Source organism: Streptomyces sp. NPDC048637, from assembly GCF_040650675.1.
GTDB lineage: Bacteria > Actinomycetota > Actinomycetes > Streptomycetales > Streptomycetaceae > Streptomyces.
In genome coordinates this window covers 343,066-363,667 of the sequence record NZ_JBEZHQ010000001.1, presented here as the reverse complement: position 1 = coordinate 363,667, position 20,602 = coordinate 343,066, and the positions used below count along the sequence as shown (strand labels likewise).

The 20,602-nt window shown below is 70.4% G+C and carries 20 protein-coding genes and 3 pseudogenes; 10 read left to right on the top strand and 13 right to left on the bottom strand.

Annotation, left to right across the window (positions count from 1 at the left end; genetic code table 11):
- Positions 1–25: 25 nt before the first annotated feature.
- Genes AB0C46_RS01785 through AB0C46_RS01775 form a run of 3 tightly spaced genes read right to left on the bottom strand, consistent with a single transcriptional unit; the run spans position 26 to position 2,966 of the window.
- The gene (locus AB0C46_RS01785) at positions 26–1,489 is read right to left on the bottom strand and encodes an NAD(P)/FAD-dependent oxidoreductase (protein WP_362824877.1); all 1,464 of its coding nucleotides are present in this window, start codon (positions 1,487–1,489) and stop codon (positions 26–28) included.
- Positions 1,470–1,784, bottom strand: coding sequence for a (2Fe-2S)-binding protein (locus AB0C46_RS01780; RefSeq protein WP_362824875.1), 315 nt, complete (start codon positions 1,782–1,784; stop codon positions 1,470–1,472). The genes AB0C46_RS01785 and AB0C46_RS01780 overlap by 20 nt, the downstream gene beginning before the upstream one ends.
- Before the next feature lie 27 nt (positions 1,785–1,811).
- Positions 1,812–2,966 carry an FAD-binding oxidoreductase gene (locus AB0C46_RS01775; RefSeq protein ID WP_362824873.1) on the bottom strand — a complete coding sequence of 385 codons (1,155 nt, stop codon included), beginning with the start codon at positions 2,964–2,966 and terminating at the stop codon, positions 1,812–1,814.
- Between the two features lie 56 nt (positions 2,967–3,022).
- Here AB0C46_RS01775 and AB0C46_RS01770 point away from each other — a divergent pair.
- A pseudogene (locus tag AB0C46_RS01770) lies at positions 3,023–3,176 on the top strand (peptide ABC transporter ATP-binding protein); the annotation flags it as partial.
- 12 nt (positions 3,177–3,188) lie between these two features.
- Here AB0C46_RS01770 and AB0C46_RS01765 read toward each other — a convergent pair.
- Positions 3,189–3,461: an Ig-like domain-containing protein gene (locus AB0C46_RS01765; RefSeq protein WP_362824872.1), complete on the bottom strand. Its 273-nt coding sequence runs from the start codon at positions 3,459–3,461 to the stop codon at positions 3,189–3,191.
- A gap of 79 nt (positions 3,462–3,540) precedes the next feature.
- Positions 3,541–4,614, bottom strand: a complete 1,074-nt coding sequence (locus AB0C46_RS01760; protein WP_362824871.1) for a chitinase — start codon at positions 4,612–4,614, stop codon at positions 3,541–3,543.
- A 369-nt stretch (positions 4,615–4,983) separates the two neighbouring features.
- Between AB0C46_RS01760 and AB0C46_RS01755 the strand changes: the two genes are divergently transcribed.
- The gene (locus AB0C46_RS01755) at positions 4,984–6,519 is read left to right on the top strand and encodes a PepSY domain-containing protein (RefSeq protein WP_362824869.1); all 1,536 of its coding nucleotides are present in this window, start codon (positions 4,984–4,986) and stop codon (positions 6,517–6,519) included.
- 307 nt (positions 6,520–6,826) lie between these two features.
- Here the strand turns inward: AB0C46_RS01755 and AB0C46_RS01750 are convergent.
- From AB0C46_RS01750 to AB0C46_RS01740, 3 genes and pseudogenes are all read right to left on the bottom strand, one after another.
- Positions 6,827–7,156 (bottom strand): annotated as a pseudogene (locus AB0C46_RS01750) (HAD-IA family hydrolase); the annotation flags it as partial.
- 80 nt (positions 7,157–7,236) lie between these two features.
- Positions 7,237–7,512: a hypothetical protein gene (locus AB0C46_RS01745; protein ID WP_269777162.1), complete on the bottom strand. Its 276-nt coding sequence runs from the start codon at positions 7,510–7,512 to the stop codon at positions 7,237–7,239.
- A gap of 161 nt (positions 7,513–7,673) precedes the next feature.
- Positions 7,674–8,105: a DUF2690 domain-containing protein gene (locus AB0C46_RS01740; RefSeq protein ID WP_362824868.1), complete on the bottom strand. Its 432-nt coding sequence runs from the start codon at positions 8,103–8,105 to the stop codon at positions 7,674–7,676.
- A gap of 620 nt (positions 8,106–8,725) precedes the next feature.
- Between AB0C46_RS01740 and AB0C46_RS01735 the strand changes: the two genes are divergently transcribed.
- On the top strand, positions 8,726–9,109 hold the full coding sequence (locus tag AB0C46_RS01735) for a peptidase inhibitor family I36 protein (RefSeq protein ID WP_362824866.1): 384 nt from the start codon (positions 8,726–8,728) through the stop codon (positions 9,107–9,109).
- Positions 9,110–9,119: 10 nt separating this feature from the next.
- Here the strand turns inward: AB0C46_RS01735 and AB0C46_RS01730 are convergent, their stop codons facing one another.
- Positions 9,120–10,085: a hypothetical protein gene (locus tag AB0C46_RS01730; RefSeq protein WP_362824864.1), complete on the bottom strand. Its 966-nt coding sequence runs from the start codon at positions 10,083–10,085 to the stop codon at positions 9,120–9,122.
- Positions 10,086–10,511: 426 nt separating this feature from the next.
- Between AB0C46_RS01730 and AB0C46_RS01725 the strand changes: the two genes are divergently transcribed.
- Together AB0C46_RS01725 and AB0C46_RS01720 are read left to right on the top strand one after the other, a co-directional pair.
- Entirely contained in the window at positions 10,512–12,248 is a 1,737-nt protein-coding gene (locus AB0C46_RS01725; protein WP_362824863.1) for a histidine kinase, read from the top strand.
- Positions 12,249–12,417: 169 nt separating this feature from the next.
- Positions 12,418–12,648: a DUF6480 family protein gene (locus AB0C46_RS01720; protein ID WP_362824862.1), complete on the top strand. Its 231-nt coding sequence runs from the start codon at positions 12,418–12,420 to the stop codon at positions 12,646–12,648.
- A 248-nt stretch (positions 12,649–12,896) separates the two neighbouring features.
- On the opposite strand, the gene AB0C46_RS01715 is transcribed toward AB0C46_RS01720, so the two are convergent.
- The 4 genes and pseudogenes from AB0C46_RS01715 to AB0C46_RS01700 all read right to left on the bottom strand — a co-directional run bounded on the left by AB0C46_RS01715 (position 12,897) and on the right by AB0C46_RS01700 (position 15,236).
- Entirely contained in the window at positions 12,897–13,253 is a 357-nt protein-coding gene (locus AB0C46_RS01715; RefSeq protein ID WP_362824860.1) for a hypothetical protein, read from the bottom strand.
- A gap of 150 nt (positions 13,254–13,403) precedes the next feature.
- Positions 13,404–13,694: a trypsin-like serine protease gene (locus AB0C46_RS01710; RefSeq protein ID WP_362825164.1), complete on the bottom strand. Its 291-nt coding sequence runs from the start codon at positions 13,692–13,694 to the stop codon at positions 13,404–13,406.
- 411 nt (positions 13,695–14,105) lie between these two features.
- Positions 14,106–14,453 (bottom strand): annotated as a pseudogene (locus tag AB0C46_RS01705) (LLM class F420-dependent oxidoreductase); the annotation flags it as partial.
- A 66-nt stretch (positions 14,454–14,519) separates the two neighbouring features.
- On the bottom strand, positions 14,520–15,236 hold the full coding sequence (locus AB0C46_RS01700) for a hypothetical protein (protein ID WP_362824859.1): 717 nt from the start codon (positions 15,234–15,236) through the stop codon (positions 14,520–14,522).
- A gap of 162 nt (positions 15,237–15,398) precedes the next feature.
- Between AB0C46_RS01700 and AB0C46_RS01695 the strand changes: the two genes are divergently transcribed.
- From AB0C46_RS01695 to AB0C46_RS01675, 5 genes are all read left to right on the top strand, one after another.
- Positions 15,399–16,052: a TetR/AcrR family transcriptional regulator gene (locus AB0C46_RS01695; RefSeq protein ID WP_362824857.1), complete on the top strand. Its 654-nt coding sequence runs from the start codon at positions 15,399–15,401 to the stop codon at positions 16,050–16,052.
- Between the two features lie 183 nt (positions 16,053–16,235).
- Positions 16,236–16,538 carry a hypothetical protein gene (locus tag AB0C46_RS01690; protein ID WP_362824855.1) on the top strand — a complete coding sequence of 101 codons (303 nt, stop codon included), beginning with the start codon at positions 16,236–16,238 and terminating at the stop codon, positions 16,536–16,538.
- 447 nt (positions 16,539–16,985) lie between these two features.
- Entirely contained in the window at positions 16,986–18,368 is a 1,383-nt protein-coding gene (locus tag AB0C46_RS01685) for a family 2B encapsulin nanocompartment shell protein (RefSeq protein WP_362824854.1), read from the top strand.
- Complete coding sequence (locus tag AB0C46_RS01680) at positions 18,355–19,740, top strand: cysteine desulfurase (protein ID WP_362824853.1); 1,386 nt, start codon at positions 18,355–18,357, stop codon at positions 19,738–19,740. Before AB0C46_RS01685 ends, AB0C46_RS01680 begins: the two co-directional genes overlap by 14 nt.
- Positions 19,741–19,894: 154 nt before the next feature.
- On the top strand, positions 19,895–20,554 hold the full coding sequence (locus tag AB0C46_RS01675; protein ID WP_362824851.1) for a hypothetical protein: 660 nt from the start codon (positions 19,895–19,897) through the stop codon (positions 20,552–20,554).
- Positions 20,555–20,602 lie beyond the last annotated feature (48 nt).

Sequence of the window (20,602 nt, the reverse complement as noted above, 5' to 3'; positions counted from 1 at the left end):
GGCGCCCACAAGGGCGGCCCGCGGATCAGTCGTCGACGGCCGGGGCGGCGTCCGGCCGGCTCCCGGTGGGTTCGCCGGACGAGGCGAGTGCCGAGAGCGGAACGGGCACCGCGAACGGGCGGCGTTCGGCGGGTGGTTCCACGGCCCCTCCGCCTGCCGCGAGGCAGGCCGCGGCCGTCCCGCACATCCGCCCCTGGCACCAGCCCATACCGGCCCTGGTGAGGAGTTTGACGGTGTGTGCGTCACGGGCGCCGAGGTCGGTGACGGCTTCGCGGATCCTTCCGGCGGTCACTTCCTCGCAGCGGCAGACCTCCGTGTCGTCGGTCAGCCAGCCCGTCCAGCCCGCCGCCGGTGCGTGGCGGGCGGCCATCGCCTCGGCGAAGGCACGCATCCGGTCCCGGCGGCGCCGTAGTGCACGTACACGCCCTTCGTGGACGGGGTGCCCGTGGAGTCTGGCGGCTGCCGCAAACCCGGCCAGTTCGCCTTCCACGCGGGCGAGTTGAGCGCCGCCCACTCCCCCGGCCTCCCCCGCCGCCCACAAACCGCGTACCGACGTTTCCTGAAGGCCGTCCAGGGCCAGGGCGGAGGTCCCGTCCGCGGTGGTGCGGGTGGCGCAGCCGAGTGCGGTGGCCAGTTCGGTCTGCGGGACGAGGCCGTGCCCCACCGCGAGCGCGTCGCACGCGATCCGCCGGCCCGTCCCCCGTACGGGCCGCCAGTCGCGGTCGAGCCGGGTGACGGTGACGGCCGAGACCCGGTCGGTGCCGTGCACCTCGGTGACCGCGCTGCGGGTGCGCAGCCGTACCCGGTGCCGCAGCAGAGCGGCACCGTGGACCGCCGCCTCGGCGAGCTTGTGCGGATTGGCTGCGAGCGCACGGGGATGTCGTGCGTATCCCAGATAGCCGGACGCCTCGATCACCGCGGGGACCTGCGCGCCGGCGGCGGCCAGCGAGGAGGCGACCGCGAGCAGCAGGGGGCCGCTGCCCGCCACGACGATGCGCCTGCCGGGCAGCACCAGGCCGGACTTGAGCATGGCCTGCGCTCCCCCGGCACCCACGACCCCCGGCAAGGTCCAGCCGGGAAAGGGGAGTTGACGTTCATACGCGCCGGTCGCGAGCAGGACCGTACGGGCCCGCACCCGCACCGACCGCTCCCCGGCGCCGTCGTCCCCGGTGACGGCGTGCACCGCCCACAGGTCACCGTCCTCCTTCGTGACGGCCCAGACATGATGCCCGGACAGATGACGGATGTCGCTCCGCTCCAGGCGCCGGCGCAGCTCGGCGAAGGCCCGCCAGTCATGGTGCAGTGCCTCGGGGCGGGCCGCGCCGAGGGACCGCGCCGGATGCCGGTAGAACTGCCCGCCGGTCTGCGGCGAGGCGTCCAGCAGGGCCACGGACAGGCCGAGTCCGGCCGCCGTGACCGCACCGGCAAGACCGGCGGAGCCCGCTCCGATCACCGCGAGGTCGTACGGGTCAGACGCCGATGCGGGCATGGCCGTGTCCCTCCTGGGTGGTGATCACGTCGCCGGGGCGGGCGGGCACCAGACAGGCCCTGCGGTTGGGCTCCCCGTTGATGGTGGCGAGGCAGTCGTAGCACTGTCCGATGCCGCAGAAGGCACCCCTCGGGCGGCCGGTGGTGCGGGTGGTGCGCCAGGCGAGGATGCCGGCGGACCACAGGGCCGCGGCGACGGACTGGCCGGGCAGCGCGGGGACCGGGCGGCCGTCCATCGTGATCTCGAACGACGCGCCGGGGTTCGCCCCTACCAGTTCGGCGGGGGTACGGGCCACTGCGGGCCTCCTCTCGTAGTGGACGGGTCAGGCGGCGGCTTCGAAGCGGGCGGGGTGGAACGGGCCCGGGTCCAGGGGTGGTTCCTCGCCGCTCAAGGACCGCGCGATGAGCAGCCCGGTGGCCGGGGCGAGACCGATCCCCGCGCCCTCGTGACCGCAGGCGTGCAGCAGGCCGGGCACCCGCGGATCGGGGCCGATGGCCGGCAGATGGTCGGGCAGGTACGGGCGGAACCCCACATACGTCCGCATCGCGCGGACCCCGGCCAGGACCGGGAACAGGGCGGTGGCCTGGGCCGCCAGGCGGCGCAGCACCTCGGTCGACAAGGTGCGGTCGAAGCCGACCCGTTCCCGGCTGGCGCCGATCAGGACGGGGCCCGCCGCGGTGCCCTCGACCACCGCCGAGGTCTGCAGCGCCGCCGAGCCGCTGGCGACGTCGGCCACGTAGTCGGCCGCGTACACCTTGCGCCGCACCACTCGCGGCAGCGGTTCGGTGACGAGCACGAATCCGCGGCGCGGCAGCACCGGAAGCTCAACGCCCGCGAGCCGGGCGAACTCGCCGCCCCAGGTACCGGCAGCGTTGACCACGTGCGGGGCGTACACCTCGCCGGCTGCCGTACGCACCCCCCGCACCGAGCCGTCCGCCGTGGTCAGCAGACCGGTGACCTCCGCACCGAGCCGCAGGTGCACCCGGTCACCGGCCGCGCGCAGCAGATGCGCGGCGGCCAGGGCCGGCATCACCTGCGCGTCCTGCGGGTAGTGAAAGCCCCCTGCCAGGCCGGGAGTCAGATGCGGCTCCAGCTCCGGCAACCGGTCCCCCGGGACCTCCTCCGCCCGCACACCGGCCTTGTCCTGGCCGGCCGCGAAGTCGCGCAGGGCCTGCATCCCGGCCTCGGCGGCGGCGACCACGAGGCCGCCCTTGGGCTCGTACTCGATCTGCGGCGGGAGCAGCTCTGCCAGCTCCCGCCACAACCCGGTGGACAGCAGCGCGAGTTCGAGTTCGGGTCCGGGCTCCTTGTCGGAGACCAGGAGGTTGCCCTCGCCGGCCCCCGTGGTGCCGCCCGCGACGGGGCCGCGGTCGAGCACGGTGACGGAGAGACCGGCGCGGGCCGCGTAGTAGGCGCAGGCCGCGCCGACCACGCCCGCTCCGACGACGATGACATCCGAGCTTCTTCTCGTGGGCACGTCAGTAATATTTCACATTGCACTTACGCTGCCAAGGGTGCCGCGGTTTCCGGCCACAACTGGTGAACCTGGTGGGGCTCTACCCCAAGCATCTCGACCGCTCTCCGCACGAGTTCCCCGGCGGCCGGGGCCAGCCCATCGGCATCGCCCGCCCGCCCGCTCGCTCGCTCGCCACCAGCCCGCCCCCGGCTGGTCGTCGCCGATGACCCGTCTCCCACGCCGTCATGACACCGTCTGGACAGTCGTTTTGGTGGAGGGCGCGAAACTGACGTCGCCGTTGTAGTTGCCGGTGACCAGGTGGGCCCCCTTGGGCAGCGGGTTGAAGGTCGCACTGGCCGTGCCGTCGACGAGAGCCACGGTCTGGGGGGTGCGTCCCGTGATGGCGAGGGTGAGGGTTCCGGAAGGCGTACCCGTACCGGGGGCGACGGGAGCCACGGTCGCGGTGACCGTGACCCGGATCCAGCTCACCCGGACGGGCGAGCGGATCCCGGTCACCGGCGCACCGCGGTGAACCGTCCCACGGCATGTCACCTCGGTGCGGCGGTGCCCGGTCCGCCCCGGCAGCCCGCCCGCCTCAGCCTGCGAAGACGCGCACGAACTCGTTCGTCTTCTTCTCAATGCTCGAACAGGTGGCTACGGCCTTGATGTTCGCGCCTTCCGGGCAGGGCTTGTCGCGGGTGACCGACCACATCGACAGCCGGCCGAGCCCCTTCTTCTCGGCGAACCTCTTGAGCTCGGCCGCGTCGTCGGGCCGGAAGACCTCGCCCTTGACGTCATTGACGCCGATCATCGGCGTGACCGCGACGCTCTTCCATGCCGTGGCGTCGTCCCGGATGCCCAGCGCCCCCTTGATCTGCTTCTGGGTGGCGGTGGCGGCTGCGACGGCGTATTTGCCCATGTCCCCGTCGTAGTACGTGCCGTAGTCCATGGCCATGATGTTCACGGTGGAGACCCGGGCGCTGTGCTTCTTGGCGTTCTTCAGCACCGCGACGGCGTGCCGGTTCAGGCCGGAGGGGAGCACCGGGAGGGTGAAGGAGACGTCCAGTTTCCTGCGCTGCTGAAGCCGGGCGATCGCCTGGGCGCGGAGGTCGTTGGCCTTGGTGTCCGTCAGCGCGGGGCCCTCGATGTCGAAGTCGACCTTGGTCAGGTCGTATGCGTCGATGACCTTGCTGTACGCGTTCACCAGCTTGTCCACCGAGCCGCAGACCCGGGCCAGTTCATTGCCGCTCTGTCCACCGAAGGAGATCCGTACGTCTCCGCCCTGTGCGCGCAGCTCTTTCGCCTGCCGCGCCACGGGGTTGGCGCCGAGCGCCTGCCTGCCGCCCCACTTGGGCGCGCAACCGCCGCCCGGGGAGACGAAGGCCAGGTTGTACTCCTTCACCCCGGTCTCCTCGGCGCCCTTGACGAGGTCGAAGGAGGGCTTGAGCGAGGTGTCCACGTATGGCGAGAAAGCGCTGGTTTTCGGCGCGGGGGCGTGGCTGCTCTCGTGCGGGGAGGGCACCACCGGGTCCGGGCGCTTGGGCTTCGCCTGCTCTTCGGACGAGCAGCCGGCGAGCAGCGACGCCGCTATCACCGCCGTGGCCGCCGCGATGGCGGTCGGCTTCCGGCTCCTCCGGGAGGCGTGCGCGTCGGCGTGGTTCGTCATCATCGGGCTGCCTCCAACAGTGGGGGGTGGGCAGTGCTGTTCGGACCTACGGCAAGGGGCGATACCAGCGGGAGACTCCGTCTGTCGCGGGCCGGGTCCGGGGACTTCGGGCGGCAGGTGCGGGAGGGAAGGTCCTGGTACGGCGGTCCGCACAGCACGCGCGACGTCAGCCCGTCAGCAGGTAAGGTCGGCCCGTTTGTCATGGCCGCCATCGTGCCATCCGATGCGGACGCACCGCAGGGTGGGTTCGGGGCGCAGCGGTATGGGGCAGCTCACACCACGCTTCCGGAACTCCTGCTCCCGTTCCTCCGACTACCTGAAGCGGTACCGGCAGCGGGCCGGGCCACCTCACCTTCGAGCCGGGAGCCCCGCGTGCCCACTGAACAACGTCTCGCATCGAGCGACTCACCGGACTCCCCGGACACCCCGGACTCTCCGGGCACGCCGGACACCACCCGCTCCGGGGAGGGGCGGGCGCCACGGCGTACCGGGTGGGTCGCGCTGCGTCCGCTGGTGCTGCGTCTGCACTTCTACGCCGGGGTGCTGATCGCGCCCTTCCTGCTTGTCGCCGCGGTCACCGGGCTGCTGTACGCCTGTTCCTTCCAGGCGGAGAAGATCGTCTACGCGCATGAGCTGACCGCGCCGGTCGGTACGGGCAAGCTGCCGCTGTCGCAGCAGGTCGCCGACGCCCGTAAGGCCCACCCTGAGGGCAAGCTCGCCGCCGTACGCCCGGCACCGGAGCCCGGGGACACCACCCGGGTCCTGCTCTCCGACGTACCGGGGGTGTCCGCCGACCACCAGCTCGCGGTCTTCGTCGACCCCTACACCGGCAATGTCAGGGGGACTCTGGAGACATACGGTGCCACGGGTGCGCTGCCCCTGCGCACCTGGCTCGACTCGCTCCACCGCGACCTGCACCTGGGCGAGGGCGGCCGGCTCTACAGCGAACTGGCCGCCAGCTGGCTGTGGGTGGTCGCCGGGGGCGGACTCGCGCTGTGGATCGGCCGTAAGCGCAAGAACCGTGCACTGCGGGCCTTCGCGCTGCCGGACCGCACCGCCACCGGCCGCCGCCGGACCCTGTCCTGGCACGGCGCGGTCGGCCTGTGGGCCGCGGTCGGCCTGATCTTCCTCTCCGCGACCGGTCTGACCTGGTCCGCGTACGCCGGGGCGAACATCGGCGAACTCCGGGAGGCCCTGGGGCAGGCGACCCCGACCGTCTCGACGGCCGTGGCCGAGGACCATGCCGGACATGGCGGCTCATCGGGGATGGACAAAATGCCCGACATGCCAGGAATGAACGGAAAGAAGGGAAACCCGTCGAGCGGATCCGCGACGTCGGACGTGGGCATCGACAAGGTGCTCCGAGCGGCCCGCGGCCAGGGGCTTTCCGATCCCGTCGAGATCAGCCTGCCGACGGAGAAAGGCACCGCCTACGTCGTCAAGCAGATCCAGCGCAGCTGGCCCGAGAAGCAGGACGCCATCGCCGTGGCCCCGGCCACAGGAAAGGTCACCGACGTCTCGCGCTTCGCCGACCACCCCGTCCTGGCCCAGCTCACCCGCTACGGCATCGACCTGCACACCGGCACCCTGTTCGGCCTCGCCAACCAGATCGCCCTGGCCGCACTCGCCCTCGCCTTGATCTTCCTGATCCTCTGGGGCTACCGGATGTGGTGGCAGCGCCGCCCCACCCGCGACCGCACGCTGTCCGTCGGGCGTCCGATGCCGCGCGGCGCATGGCGACAGGTGCCGCTGCCCGTACTCATTCCACTCGTCCTCGCCGCAGGGGCGGTGGGCTGGCTGGTGCCCCTCCTCGGCATTTCGCTGATCGCGTTCCTGGCCGTGGACATCGCCCTCGGTGCGCTCGCACGCCGTCGCCGCGAACCCGCCGCCACTACCGCGGTGGACTGACGGCGCTCGCCGCACGGTCACTGGAGGAGCTGACCCTGCCGGCCCAGGCCGGCGGGGGCGCTCCGGACACCACCGGCAAGGGTGCCGACGGCGGCGGTCCGAGCGTTCAGCGGCCGGCACAGCAGCGGTCGGGGCGAAGGCGCCGGCACTTCAGACCCTGCCAACCGCGTGGTGAAGCGCATCTGCGGCGGCGTCACGAAGCCGATAGTTTTCTTGCCGGCCCGCTCTCCGCCGGCGCCGCAGGGAGAAGCGTCATCCCAGCGAGCGACGCCTCACTGCACACGGTGAGTGCTACGGGAGTGGCGCATCAGCTGTCCAGCAGGAAGCCCAACGGCCCACGGAGGTCGGCAGGTTCGCGGTAGTGCACGCCGGTCATCCCGAGCCCGACTGCGGCTTCGATGTTCTCTGGCCGGTCATCCACGAAAAGACACCGCTCCATCGCGACGCCCGCCTGTTCGGCCGCGATCTCGTAGATCTTCCGGTCCGGCTTGGCCACCCCCACCCGGGCACTGCTGACGACGTGGTCGGCGAAATCCGCCAGGCCCAACGACACCAGCTCCTCCTCCAGTTCCACGCTCGCGTTGGTCACCAGCACCAAGGGCAGACCGGCGCCCCGCAGCTCGGCCGGCACCATCTCGTGCCGCTGTGGCCAGACGCCGGCTTCGGTCCAGTCCCCACTGCCGGATCGGACGCCGGGCGAGGTGGCCGGCGGCGCGGTCACGCGTCCCGCATCTCCGACAGCCGGAAAGGACCCGCCGCACCGGGACCGAACATCACCGGCAGATTGCGTCCCAGAGGTACGACGACGAGCGGCTCGTCGCGGTACTCCCTGAGGAATTTCTCCAGGGGCTCCCAGATGAGGCTCCGGTACCCGGACTCGGTCCGCTGATGCTCAAAGGAGAGGGTCAGCGCGGAGTCCATCACCGTGACACTCACGGCGTCCACCTCCAGCCACTCTCCACCGATCCAGGCCTCAAGCCTTACGTATGACATGACGCAAGAGTGCCCCGCACCGCACCCGGCTCGCAAACCGCACGACGTCCCTGGCAACGAACGCCACCGAGCCGATGGCGCGCCGCGCCGATACCCGCCTTGCGACGCATCCCTGCAGGTCCGGCCGCGGAGCGCCCTGTCGGGGCCAGGGAAGACACTCCTTAGTGCCACTTGGTGCAGGACCAGCTGCCACCGCGTCCGTCGTACTCCTCGACACAGGCCCGGTAGGCGTTACTGGAACCGGCCATTGCCGTATAGGCGCGGTAGTTCGGTGAGGCGTTTCCGACGTAGGAGCCGCCGCGCCGAATCTCGATCTTGAAGCGCCACGAGGAGTTGGCCTTCTGGATCTGCGCCCACGCCGCGCTGCACCGTGCGGAGTTTCGGAGAACGACCTCCGGGCCGCCGCCTGCGGGCCGGACGCGGTCGATCGTCCGTGCCCCGGCACCGCAGCCGGCCGCCTGCGGGTTCTTGCCCGTGCAGGCGGACCCGCGGCATCCCGACGCAGCATCGGCAGCGACCGCTGGGGCCGGCGCCGCCACGGTGGCAAGGGCCATAGCGCCGGCCACCGTAGCCAGAGTGCGGAGAAAACGCATGACAGAACTCCTTCGACGTGCCGGGCGCGGCTCACGGCTCGCCCCTCATGGCTCCTGCCGGAGCCGCGCCTGACGACCGATTCCATGGACAACCTCGTGATATCGACGCAGGGCACCTATTCCTTCCTGAACTCCGGCAAACCACTCGATGGAGTGCACGGGATGACGGCCCGGCGCTCATCCCCACGCCCGCCCGGCCTGAGAAGCCCGAATCCGGAACGGGGCCGGCACCGGGGCCGGGGCCGGGGCCGGCACCGGAGGCCGGGGCCAGGGCCGGGCCAGCACCAGAGCAGGGGCCGGAGCCGGTTGCGATTGCCGATCCGGTTGCGTATGTGGTTTCGGGAGGTGCGCCGCGATGTGTCGGAGCGCAGCGCGCCGCGTACGCCCGGTGCATACGCTGCCGCACTCCAACAGCTGGTGGTCCGGCGAGAAATGTCCTGAGGACGGCCGTGGGCGCGGACCATACTGGTGATGTTTCGTCAGGCCGACTGACCACACTTCGCCGGCCGACCCATCCACGCCACCCACCAGCCGTGGCTCTCCCGCCTCGACGCGATCCTTCTCAGCCGGTCCACAGCGGCGTGACTGTTTCCCACCCTCACACGGAAAAGGACTTTGCCATGCGTCGTATTCACTCGCTCGCCATCGCCGCAGCCGCCCTGGCTGCCGCCGCCTTCAGTGCCGCGCCCACCGCCAACGCGACCCCCACGGCAACTGCCGGCCTGGCCGCCTACAACTGCTCCTCCGGGTACTTCTGCATCTACAGCGACTGGAACGGTGGCGGAACACGCTGCCAGTGGTCGCAAGCCAGCAAGGCGAACACGGCCGATGACTGTTCCTTCATCCAGCGGGGACAGAATGTCCGCTCTGTTTGGAACAACACCGGGCACCGTGTGCAGTACTACACACAGACCAACTACCACGCACGCGTCGGCTCCACGCCGGCCCACGCCGGCGGCAACCTACAGGGCAGCTACCAAATCCGTTCCTTCAAGCCCCAGTAGGAGGGCCCGGTCACGGAGGTAGGCCCCCAACGCGTGTGCTCCGGGCCCCCGTTGCAGGGGACCGTACGGAGCGGACTACTAGGACGCCGACCAGAAATCCTCCCCCGCGCCCGCGGGGGAGGATGGTTCGCCACGCCGCGGCCACGCCCGCCGACGACACCCCGCCCCCTCCCCCGCATGCGCGGCACGCCCCAACCACCCTGGCCGTATCCCGGTCATGCGGGACGACACGACTCGGAAGGGCGAGCAGGGGCAGTGGGTCACGACAGCTGGTCATGTTCCCAGCGTCCGGCGGTCTGCTCGTGGGTGATGCGGTCCCATTCCTTTGTGCCACCGGGCAAGGGCCACGCCCAGGTGGGACGGTGTCCGGTGCGCGCTTCGTCGAGCCGGCGGGTGAGTGCCGCCCCGGCGAACTCGGCGCCATCGGGGACGCCGGGACCGTGGAGGACGCGCAGCTCGGCAAACGAGTCAGTTCGGCCTCGTACACCGATACAGCGTGGCGGGTCTCGGTGTCTGCCTCGTCGTCGGGGACGGTCCGGTGGAGTTCCAGCAGTCCCGGTTCCGTGGACTCGGCGATGGCCGCGGCGAAGCGGGCATGGCCGTCCAGGATGAGGTGACAGTCCAGACCGCTGACCCACCAGAGCAGCACGGGCGGCAGAGTTCCGTCGAGGGCCTGCTTCCGGTAGGCCTTGACCCGGCTGTCGTCGGCGTCCGGCATGGGTCGCAGCGGAAGAATCTCCCACGAACCGTTGTGGAGGTACCAGTCGACATACCCGTCCGGGTGGCCGTCGTTGAAGAAGTCCACGCCGTAGGCGGGCGGGTGCACCACGCCGAGCAGTACCGGCTCTCCTCCCTGGGCCAGCAGCAACCGGTGCTCTGCGGTCCGCAGGCACAGATCCGGCCTGGGACGCGTCCGGACATCCAGCGTCAGACCGGACCAGGTGCCGTCGGGATCGATGAGGTTCGTACGCCGCATCCTGGGACTGTAGACGGGACGAACCCCGTAGCCGTGCGGCCGGCGGTGCCGCTCCTGCACGGCAGCACAGCAACACGGCAGCACAGCACCGCAGCCCCGCAGCCCCGCAGCCCCGCAGCCCCGCAGCCCCGCAGCCCCGCAGCCCCGCAGCCCACGACGCGATATCACCGGGTGACGGCGACGAATGCCTTCCGGTCAGGCCGTGTACCTCACAGTCAGGCCACATACCTCCCGGTCAGGCCACATACCTCCCGGTCAGGCCGTGATGGTCCACGCCACGGCCCAGCGAACCCCGTGCCCGAGCGCTTCGGCGTTGTTTCCAGTCTCTTCCCGGGCCCCGAGGGAAGACTCGCTCCGGAGGGTCCGCTCCGGCCGAGGGCGACGTAACATACCGGCACTTGTCCGCACGTCCGTTTGGTCACCGATATGTCCGCTGAGGTTGCCGGCCCGTCCAGCGCACCTGCTCCACTGCCGGACCGGGCGCCGCCTGCTCCGAGCCCGCTGTTCCGGCTTCCCGGGCGTCCCTCGTGGTGGCGGCCGTGGGGCGCGACCGCTCTGGACGTCCTGATAGCCACGGGCTGTGCGTGGACCGACGCACAGTTCCGCTCCGCCTTCCTTGAGGGGCAGCTGCACAGCCTGCTCCCCCAGGGCTGGGCAATAGGGCTCACGGCCGTGGGCGCTCTGCTGCTGGTGCTGCGGCGCCGATTCCCCGTGGTGGTCGCCGCGGGCATCACCTGCGGCCTCCTCCTGGGCACCGGATCCGCCCTGGCCACGGTGGTGGCGTACTACTCGCTGGCCCGGCACACACCGCGGCTGCGTACGGTGTTCGTCGCCGCCCCGGTCGGCCTGTTGCTCGTTCTGGGCGTCGCCGTAGTGCATCTGCGGCTGTACGCCCCGCACCACGGGACGGACGTCGCCCAGGTGCCGGTGATCATCGCGCTCGCCGGTCTGACGGCCGTTGTGGTGCCCGTACTGGCCGGCCTCTACCCGAGAGCTCCGCGGCAGCCCTGGTGGTGGGAGCGCCGGAGCGCGATGCTGTTCGACGCCCTGCTCGTCCTGCTCTTCCCGCTCGCGAATCCGATCGCGCTGGTGAGCGGTCTGAACGGAGCGAACGACGATCCACTGCTGGTGCCGCCTCCGGTGTTCGTCCTGCTGGTGATGGTGCAGGGGGTGGCGCTGATCTGGCGACGGCGCTATCCGGACGCGCTCGCCGCGGGCGCGGTGATCCTCATCCCTCTCGTACTGCCGTCCTTCAGCATCCTCCCCGTCAGTCTCTACGCGCTGGCGAAGTACGGGGCGTCGCGGCGCAATCTCCTCCTCGGCTCGGGCGCGGCGACCGTGGTCCTCGTCACGTGGACCCTGGTCGCCACGGAGTTCAAGGCCGAGCAGTACGTGCCGTACTCGATCTTCCTCGTGGTGCCCTCCGTGGTGGTGCCGGTGCTGTTCGGCATGTACCGGGGGGCCAAGCGGAGTCTGATGGTGACCCTCCAGGACCGGGCGGACCGGCTGGAACGGGAGCAGCATCTCCTGGCTTCGCAGGCCCGGATGGAGGAGCGCACCCGCATCGCTCGGGAGATGCACGATGTGGTCTCCCACCGGGTGAGCCTGATGGTGGTCCACGCCGGGGCGCTGGAGGCCGGAGCAGGCGGCACCGGAGTGGCCGCCGACACCGGCCGTCTGATCGGGGACATGGGCCGGCAGGCGCTGAACGAGCTGCGCCAGGTGCTCGGGGTGCTGCGCCTGAACGACACGGAGCAGCAGGTTCCGCTCTCCCCGCAGCCGACGCCGGAGGACATCGCGACCCTCGTGGAGGAGTCACGGGCCGCCGGGATGCGGATCGCCTTCGACGTCATCGGCGAACCGTCGGCTGCGGACTCCACGGTCCAGCCCACCCTGTACCGGGTGATCCAGGAAGGGCTGACCAACGCGCACAAGCACGCGGGCAAAGTGCCGGCCCGGGTGGAGGTGCGGTACCAGAAGGACGCGGTGCGGGTGATCGTGGAGAACGAGGCCCCGGACGGGCCGGTGCCCACCCTGTTGCCGAGCGGAGGCCACGGTCTGGTGGGGCTGGGCGAGCGGGTGACCGTGCTCGGCGGCACCTTCGAGGCCGGGGCGCTGGAGAACGGCGGTTTCCGGATCACCGCCGCCCTCCCCCTCCGCTGAGCACGGCTCCGCGACGTCCCGCCACGCGAGGCGGCTCACCTGCGCGAATGCCCGCCCTTTAACACGTGAGCGGCGCATCCGCAGGAGTAAGGAGTCCACCGAGCCCGCTTGGCCGAAGCCCTGCTGCCGCCCACCGATGAATTCGGTCGATATCGGGCAAACTTCCAGTATGAGTACTCAACATCCGGAACCGGATCCACGCGATGCGCCAGGCCTCGGGCCCGGTGGCGGGGTGCCGCCCGAGGAAACACCCCCGGGCGAGGGCAGCACAGGGGCAGAGACCGGTCCCCGCGACAAACAGACGCGCGGCTGGTCCACAGGCCCGGTCATCGTCCTCGGCATCATCGTCGCGCTCTGCGCGGCATTCTTCATCGCTTACGCCGTGATCGTGGCGATGTAACCTTCGGTGCGCCGAAGCGCCGGCGAATCACCGGCTCGGCGACTCGGCGAATCACCCGGCTCGGCGACTCGGCGACTCGGCAGCACGATTCATCGGCACGGCGGCCGCCACCCGCCAGGTCGCTGCCGGCGTCATCCATGCGCACCTCCCGGCCCCCGCACATGGCGCATGTCTCCCGCTGGACGACGAGGTGGTGCACCCCGAGATGGTGCCGGGGTCCACGTTCTGAGCGCAGTGCGCTGCGAGCGTTACAACAGACCGGCGATGCTCGGCGGGGCAAACACGTGACGGGCACGGTGTTCCAGGACGAGTACGGCAGGAGTCTGCCGCGTCTCGTCAGACGTGCACCTGTCGCATGACGGGTCGACGGCGGGGACGTCCGCAGCATGGTGGGTGGCGATGTGCCGGGCGAGCCGGATCTGGGTGGAGACCACCGTGTCGAGGGGGTCGTAGTCCACCCCCGGCTCACCCGCCTTCCGTGCGGCATCCACCACCTCGGGGGCGTGCTTCATCGCCTTGTACAGCTCGGTGCACTCGTGGCAGCTCCACATCCATGAAGGAGGCAGCGGCCACTCATCGGCGCCGGACACGTCACTGGAATCCATGCTCGTCACCGTAGCGACCTGCGGACCTCGCAGACAGCGGATCGGCCGAATCCCCCTGCTGAGCAGCAGTCTTGTCTGAACACCCATTTTCCGAACAAGACACGTGTGCCGTTCCTGCGCCCGGCCGAGCCCTGCGGAGCGCGCGTCACCTCACCATTGCCAGGAGCGCCGGAACATCGGCGAACGCGGCGTCCGCGGCCAGGCCACAGACCTTGCCGGCCGTTTCCCCGGCGAAGCTGAAGACGCCGGCAAGTTCCGGGCCGCGGTGTCCCCATATGACGAGGGGCTGCCGCTGTCTCCGAAGCACATGGTCGTGCCGCCGTCGGATATGTCACGGGCGCACAGGACCGAGGCTTCGTCCACGATGGCGGGAGTCTGGGCGGCGCACTGGGCATGGGTGCGGACAGTGAGGTCGCCGCGGCGGAGTACGTCACCGCGGATCTCCTTCCCCGGCTAGGAGGGGTCCGGTGCGGCCGTGGTGCCGTGGCTCTGCCGCCGCTGCGCTTCCTCCCTCACTTCGCTCCCCCGTCTCTCGCCTCTTGTCTCGGGTGACATGAGTCGAAGTTAGCGGCGAGCGGCGGCGGGAGTAGTCAGACCATGGTCGCGTCAGCGGTCATCCTCCGGAGTGAGCGGCCCCTGAGCCTCCGTCAGGGTTCCTGCGGCGGCGCTCCGCGAGGGACCAGGGATCCGGCCGGAGAACCGCTGGTGGGAGGGGTGATTGACCAGTAGGGGACGGACGAACGTGGTCGGCGGGGACGGCGTCGGACCGGGGCACGGGAGCCGGACCCGAGGCACGGGAACCGGAGCAGGGCGCGGGAACCGGACCGAACCACGGGAGCCGGGCCGCTGCGCTCACCCCGCCGGCTCCCCCAGGAGTGCCCAGGTACGCCGCCGGTCGGCGTCCCCGGCGACCTCCGTTCCTGAGAACACCACCTCTGTCGCCCCGGCGTCCCGATAGCGCCGCACCTCGACGGCGACCGTCCGCTCGTCTCCGATCACCGCCACATCAGCGGCCCGTTTGCCGCCGGAGAGTTGGATGACCCGTGCGTAGGACGGGAACTGCTCGTAGAACGCCAGCTGTTCGGTGACCTTCTCGCGCACGGCGTCGACGTCGTCGGTGACCACGCCGTGCACGAGCGCCACGATGCGGGGCGCGGGACGGCCGGCGGCCGCTGCCGCAGCGGTGGCAGCCGGGACGATAATGAGCATCGGGTGACGGCCGTCAGCCCCGCGTACGCTGCGGCCCAGTCGACCACAGTCGCCGCCTCAGGCCGGTCGCTGGTTCAACCGCCAGTACTGCCGCTTCTTCTCGTCACGCACGACGACACCCAGTCCGGCCAGCTCTTCGCGCAGCTCTCGGAGCTCATTGGTGGAATTGTTCTTGTCGAGCAGCTGTGCCCGCGCCTTGAGCAGTGCGTTGGCTCCCTGTGGCAGTCCCGGCATGTCCGACACCCAGCGCCGGAAGTCGTCCTTGCACGGGTCCTCGTCCGCCCAGCTGTAGCCGTGCGCTCTGAACGCGTCGGCGACGCGCTGGGCGTTCAGTTCGCAGGCCTCCCGGGCGAGTTCGCCGTTGTCGCCGCCCAGCAGAACGAGTTGTTTGCCGTCCAGGAATGCCTGGACGACGCGGTCGTGCGCGAACTCCTGGCCTCTGGCTCGCCGGGTAAGGGCCACCCGCTCGTTCGATACGGCGACGGCGAGCTCCTCGTGCTGGGCCATGAGGGCCAGGACCAGCCCCAGGGCCGCTCCGACGGAGAGGAGGCCGACCGTGAGCCAGGGCTCCGGAATCGAGGTCAGGAGCTTGGCCGGCCCTTGCATCGGCGCCCAGGGCAGTGTCACCAGCCACTCCGCCAGGACCTTGACCAGCCAGCCGGCTCCGGCTCCCACCAGCACGAAGACGACGTGGACAAGCGCTACCGTCCACGCCGGTTGTGCCAGCTTGGTGGTTTTGTCCATCCGGACGTGGGATGCGAGCCGGCTATCCATGTGCGGCGTCCCCTTCAGGGAGGTCTGGGTCACCGGGGCCGGGAGGAGCCGGCGCGGTGAGGTGCAGGAGCGGAGCCAACCATAAACCGAGTGCGCGGTCTATTATTGCCTGATGCGAGGGAGCAGTCAGTCACCGGGAACGGTCAGTCATAGGGTGAGGACATGAGGACGATCGATCCGGCGAAGCACGCAGCGCGGCGTCAGCACATCGTGCACGCCGCGTCCGGACTGTTCGCCACGCAGGGATTCGAGCGCACCACGACGGCGCAGATCTGCAAGGCCGCCGGCATGAGCTCCGGGAACGTGTTCCATTACTTCCCCAACAAGCGCGCGATCTTCATCGCCCTGCTCCAGGACGACAAGGACGACAGGACCGAGCGGCTGGCCCAGGCGACGGCCGGCGCCGACCCGTGGGCCGCCCTCCTGGACGTCGTGCAGTTCCTGGCCGCACCAGCGGCGGAACCCCTGGCCCCGCCGCTGGTGATGGAGGCCATGCTCCAGGCGCACCGCGACCCCGAACTCGCGGAACTCCTGAGCCAGGACAGCACCGACGAGCACGCTGTGATCACGGAGCTGCTCACCAAGGCCGCCGCGGCGGGCCAGATCGACCCCGGCCTCGATCCGGGCCACACCGCCTCGTGGGTCATGGCCCTCATCGCCTCGATGTTCACCAGCGCGGCCACCGAGCCATCCTTCGACCCGGCCGGGCAACTGCCCACCCTGCTCCTCATCCTGCAACGCTTCCTGCGCGGCGAGCCATCCGAACACCGGAGGAGCGCCTCCACGGGAAACAACCCGGCGGCGCCGGCGAGGTGAACTGATGCCCGTACACAGACCGGCCGGCAGAACGGGGCCGCCACCCGCCCGTGCACCGTATGCGGCGGCGACCGGCGAGGCCCGCTCGTACGCACCCGCGCCGACCTCCCCCGTCAGTGGCCGACACCTGGACCCGCGCCCCGCCGGTCCGCCCCTCCCCACCCGCAAAAGGACGACTCACCAGTGAAAAAGAGTGCGATAGCCGGCGGCTGCATCCTCGGCCTCGTCGTGATCGCCTGCGCCTACCAAGGCAGCACCGTCACCACGGACCCGCTGACCCTCGCCGAGTACCAGAAGATCAAGGCCGGCAGCAGCGAGAAGACCCTGTTCGCCTACGCCAATACGTGCCGGCAGAACAGCGAATCCGAGCGGGCCGACGACTACCCGACCACCTGGACCTGCTACGGCGCCGACGGCAGCAGCAACGCCGTGTTCTTCTACTCCGAGGGTGAGATGTTCAGCAAGTCGCAGTCCGGGCTGACATGAGGAACCGGGCCGGCGCGAGGGCCGTGCACCGCACGGCCGGCCCTCCCCTCCCCCGCCTCGCACAACATCCCTGACGCACACAGGAGTTGTGGTCCAGCGGTGGCGGCGGAGCACCGCGAGGCAGCGCCATAAGCCTTCCTTTAGGAAACGCAAAGCACCGTCATGAGGGTAAATCCCGTCGTAAATCAGGTGACAGGCGATGTCACACGATGGGTCCGGACACTCCACGGCGGACCTCCACGGCATTACTACGCATGGTAGTGGCGCTGAAACGCCAGGTAGTCGCTCAGGTATTCGGGGTTGCACATTCAGTGCAGCGAGCATTTCCGGCCGCACGCCGGCAGACAGCCGGTTGCCGGGTGGCGGGCTCCGACCAGACGATCAGACTCCCGCGTGTCGGTCGGCCGTGCGCCGGCCGGTCGGCACGCCCGTAGGCGAGGAGGTCCTGTGAACGACCAGACGAGTCTCAGCCCGGATGCGGCACGGCAGCTCGCAACCACCACCAAGACCAGCCCGCAGATGCGTGGCATCACCCCGCGTTACCTCCTGCGGGCCCTGCCATGGGTGGATGTGGAGTCCGGTGTCTTCCGCGTCAACCGCCGCCGTACCTACGTCCTCGGCGACGATCGCATCAGCATCCACACCGACGGCGGTTCGCCCCGCGTCATTCCGGGAGACCTGCGGGAGTTGCCGTACCTCCGGGACGCCGATGACGCGCTGCTCTCCGAACTTGCGGGCTCGTTCACAGAAGTCAGTTTCGAGGCCGGACAGATGCTGGCCCAGGACGGCGATGCCCACGACAAGCTGTGGGTGATCGCCCAGGGCCGCGCCGAGAAGCGGGTGAGCGGCCGCTATGGCGAGGACGCCGTACTCGAAGTGATCGGCGACGGCCAGTTCTTCGACCTCGACGCCTGGACCCGCTCCGAGCCCCTGCCGTACCGCGTCCGGGCGCTCACCCCCGGCGTGGCGCTGTGTGTCGAGCGCAGTGTGCTGGAGGGGCTGTGTGCACGCGACACGGCGGTGCGGGGAGCGATGGACGCCTACCTCTCGGCGGACGGCGTCCTGCCGGGCGCCGAGGTGCCGGTCGATCTCAGCGCCGGGCATGTCGGCGAACCCGACCTTCCCACGACGTTCGTGGACTACGAGGACACGCCCCGCGAGTATCACATGAGCCTCGCCCAGACCGTGTTGCGCGTGCACACCAGGGTCTCCGACCTCTACAACGGGCCCATCGACCAGATCCGGGCGCAGTCCAACCTCACCGCGCACGCACTGCGTGAGCGGCAGGAGGCCTCGCTGCTCAACCACCCGCAGTTCGGTCTGTTCAACAATGTGGCCCCCGGACAGCGGGTCCAGGCGCGCACCGGTTCGCCGACCCCCGACGATCTGGACGAGCTGCTGACCCGGGTCTGGAAGCAGCCCGGCTACTTCCTCGCGCACCCCAGGGCCATCGCCGCGTTCGGGCGGGAGTGTACGCGTCGGGGTGTGCCCCCGGTCATCGACAACCGGTTCGGCAGCCCGCTGCTGAGCTGGCGCGGCGTCCCGCTGCTCCCCTCCGACAAGGTGCGGTTCTCCGGCAGCGCGGGCATCGGCACCACCGAGATCCTGCTGATGCGGGTGGGCGAGGCCGAGCAGGGCGTGGTGGGTCTGCGTCCCGCGAAGGTCGAGGACGAGGTGGAACCCGGTCTGTCGATGCGGAACATGGGTGTCGACCAGAAGGGCGTCACCTCGTACCTGATGACGGCGTACTTCAATACGGCGGTGCTGGTGGAGGACGCGCTCGCCGTACTCCAGAACGTCGAGGTCTCCAACTACCATGACTACTCCTGACGTCCTCCGGGGTCTGTGGCCCGGGGCGCCGACTCCGAACCTCCTCGGCGACGGTCTGCTGTCCCCCGATCCGGCCACTGCCACGGACCCGGCCACGGACCTCGCCGCCCCGGCCGGCCACCCCGCACAGTTCACCGGGCTCCCCGGCCAAACGGCCGCCTTCTCACCCGAGTTGGCACGCCGAGATGTCCCGATCCTGCACCGGACGGTGAACGGGCACCCCCTGGTCTGGCTGGACAACGGGGCCACCACTCAGAAGCCACGCCAGGTGATCGAGGCACTGGCCGGCTTCTACGGCTCCGCCAACTCCAACATCCACCGTGGTGCGCACACCATGGCCCGCGAGGCCACCGAGGCGTACGAGGCGGGCCGGGCGGCGGTCGCCCAGTTCCTGGGGGCACCGTCACCGGACGACATCGTCTTCGTACGCGGCACCACCGAGGCCATCAACCTCGTCGCCCAGAGCTGGGGCCGGGCCAACCTCGGCCCCGGGGACGACATTCTGGTGCCGGTGCTGGAGCACCATTCGAATATCGTGCCCTGGCAGTTACTCGCCCAGCAGACCCGGGCCCGGGTGGTACCCGTACCGCTGCAACCGGACGGGCAGATCGACCTCACCGCGTACGACGATCTGCTCTCCATGCGCACCCAGCTCGTCGCGCTCAGCCAGGCGTCGAATGTGCTCGGCACGGTCCCGCCGGTGCGCGAGATGACCGCACTCGCCCATCGCTACGGTGCCAAGGTGCTGGTGGACGGGGCGCAGGCAGTGGCGCACTTCCCCGTCGATGTGCAGGACCTGGACGCCGACTTCTATGTGTTCTCCGGTCATAAGCTGTTCGCCCCCACGGGCATCGGCGCGTTGTATGCGAAGCCGGACATCCTGCGGGACATGGCGCCGTGGCAAGGCGGCGGCAACATGATCGAGTCGGTCGGCTTCACCGGTACCACCTATGCCCCCGTCCCTCACCTCCTGGAGGCCGGTACCGGACACATCTCCGGTGTGGTCGGTCTGCTGGCCGCGCTGAACTGGCTGACCTCCTTCGACCGCGACGCCATCGCCGCCTACGAGACCTCCTTGATGGCGTACGCCCAACAAGCCCTGGCCTCGGTCCCGGGACTTGAGCTGCTGGGCTCCGCGCCCGACCGTATCGCCGTACTGACCTTCACCCTCGCCGGCCACGACCCGTCGGAGATCGCCGCCTGGCTGGACCGTGACGGCATCGCCATCCGGGCCGGGCACCACTGCGCCCAGCCGGCCCTGGCCCACTACGGCCTGGCGAGCGCGGCCCGTGCCTCGCTCGCGCTCTACAACACATCCGAGGAGGTGGACAAGCTGGTGGCCTCACTGCAGCAGCTGCAGCAGGCCGCCTGACGCTCCCGTCCGTCCGATGTCGCCGACCGGTCACCGGTCGGCGACATCGGCACGGGCGATTCCGTTGCGGCACCCAGGTGCCGAGCAGGCGGCCGATGACCCGGTCCGCGGTTCATACTGGGAGCCATACCGCATATGAGGGGGAACCGAAGCCATGACATGGTCGGGAGACGCGGTCCAGCCGCCGCAGCGGATCGCTGATGTCTCGTCCGCGCGCTGGATCGAGGAGAACGTCGGCGGGTTCGACAGTGGTGTCCATGCCCTGCTGCCGGCCGGCTTCGAGGCCTATGTACGGCTGCTGCATCCCAGCGAGCCGGCGGACGGCCGGTTCGAGCGGTGGTCGGAGGTCGCGCAGCGGTCGGGGCGCACACTGTCCCCGCTGGCGCGCTTCGAGGAGGTGGCCGGCCCGGGTGAGGAGCCACCATGGGAGGGTTCACTGCCCGAGCATGTACTGGCGGCCCTGTGCTCGGTGCTGGCAGCGGGAACGGACACCCCGCGGCAATGCCTCTTCGGGCTCTGGGAAGGGTGGGGCTGGTGCGATGACAGCGGGCCGATGGTGCAGTTGAGCGGACGCGCCTACGCGCTGTACGAGGGGCCGATCGAGGCGGCGATGGCCACCGGAGACCGGTCCGCGGGGGTCTTCTTTCCGCAGTCGCCGAACCTGTGGTGGCCACAGGACCGGGCCTGGTGCGTCGCCACGGACGTGGATCTCAGCTCCACCTACATCGGTTGCTCCGCCCGCCTGGCAGAGCAACTGGGGGGCGCACCGGACCTTGAGGTTCTTCCGGCGGCGCTCGACGACCGGCTCGGCTGAGCCGGTCGTCGAGCGCCTCTTACGGCCGGCCGGGCGCCTGTCCGGCCG

Bases quoted from the DNA above. Each gene is read 5' to 3' on its own strand.
- AB0C46_RS01715 (WP_362824860.1), bottom strand. From the start codon at position 13,253: ATGGATTCCAGTGACGTGTCCGGCGCCGATGAGTGGCCGCTGCCTCCT.
- AB0C46_RS01720 (WP_362824862.1), top strand. From the start codon at position 12,418: ATGAGTACTCAACATCCGGAACCGGATCCACGCGATGCGCCAGGCCTC.
- AB0C46_RS01740 (WP_362824868.1), bottom strand. From the start codon at position 8,105: ATGCGTTTTCTCCGCACTCTGGCTACGGTGGCCGGCGCTATGGCCCTT.
- AB0C46_RS01695 (WP_362824857.1), top strand. From the start codon at position 15,399: ATGAGGACGATCGATCCGGCGAAGCACGCAGCGCGGCGTCAGCACATC.
- AB0C46_RS01675 (WP_362824851.1), top strand. From the start codon at position 19,895: ATGACATGGTCGGGAGACGCGGTCCAGCCGCCGCAGCGGATCGCTGAT.
- AB0C46_RS01725 (WP_362824863.1), top strand. From the start codon at position 10,512: ATGTCCGCTGAGGTTGCCGGCCCGTCCAGCGCACCTGCTCCACTGCCG.
- AB0C46_RS01760 (WP_362824871.1), bottom strand. From the start codon at position 4,614: ATGATGACGAACCACGCCGACGCGCACGCCTCCCGGAGGAGCCGGAAG.
- AB0C46_RS01680 (WP_362824853.1), top strand. From the start codon at position 18,355: ATGACTACTCCTGACGTCCTCCGGGGTCTGTGGCCCGGGGCGCCGACT.
- AB0C46_RS01785 (WP_362824877.1), bottom strand. From the start codon at position 1,489: ATGCCCGCATCGGCGTCTGACCCGTACGACCTCGCGGTGATCGGAGCG.
- AB0C46_RS01700 (WP_362824859.1), bottom strand. From the start codon at position 15,236: ATGGATAGCCGGCTCGCATCCCACGTCCGGATGGACAAAACCACCAAG.
- AB0C46_RS01745 (WP_269777162.1), bottom strand. From the start codon at position 7,512: ATGTCATACGTAAGGCTTGAGGCCTGGATCGGTGGAGAGTGGCTGGAG.
- AB0C46_RS01735 (WP_362824866.1), top strand. From the start codon at position 8,726: ATGCGTCGTATTCACTCGCTCGCCATCGCCGCAGCCGCCCTGGCTGCC.
- AB0C46_RS01730 (WP_362824864.1), bottom strand. From the start codon at position 10,085: ATGCGGCGTACGAACCTCATCGATCCCGACGGCACCTGGTCCGGTCTG.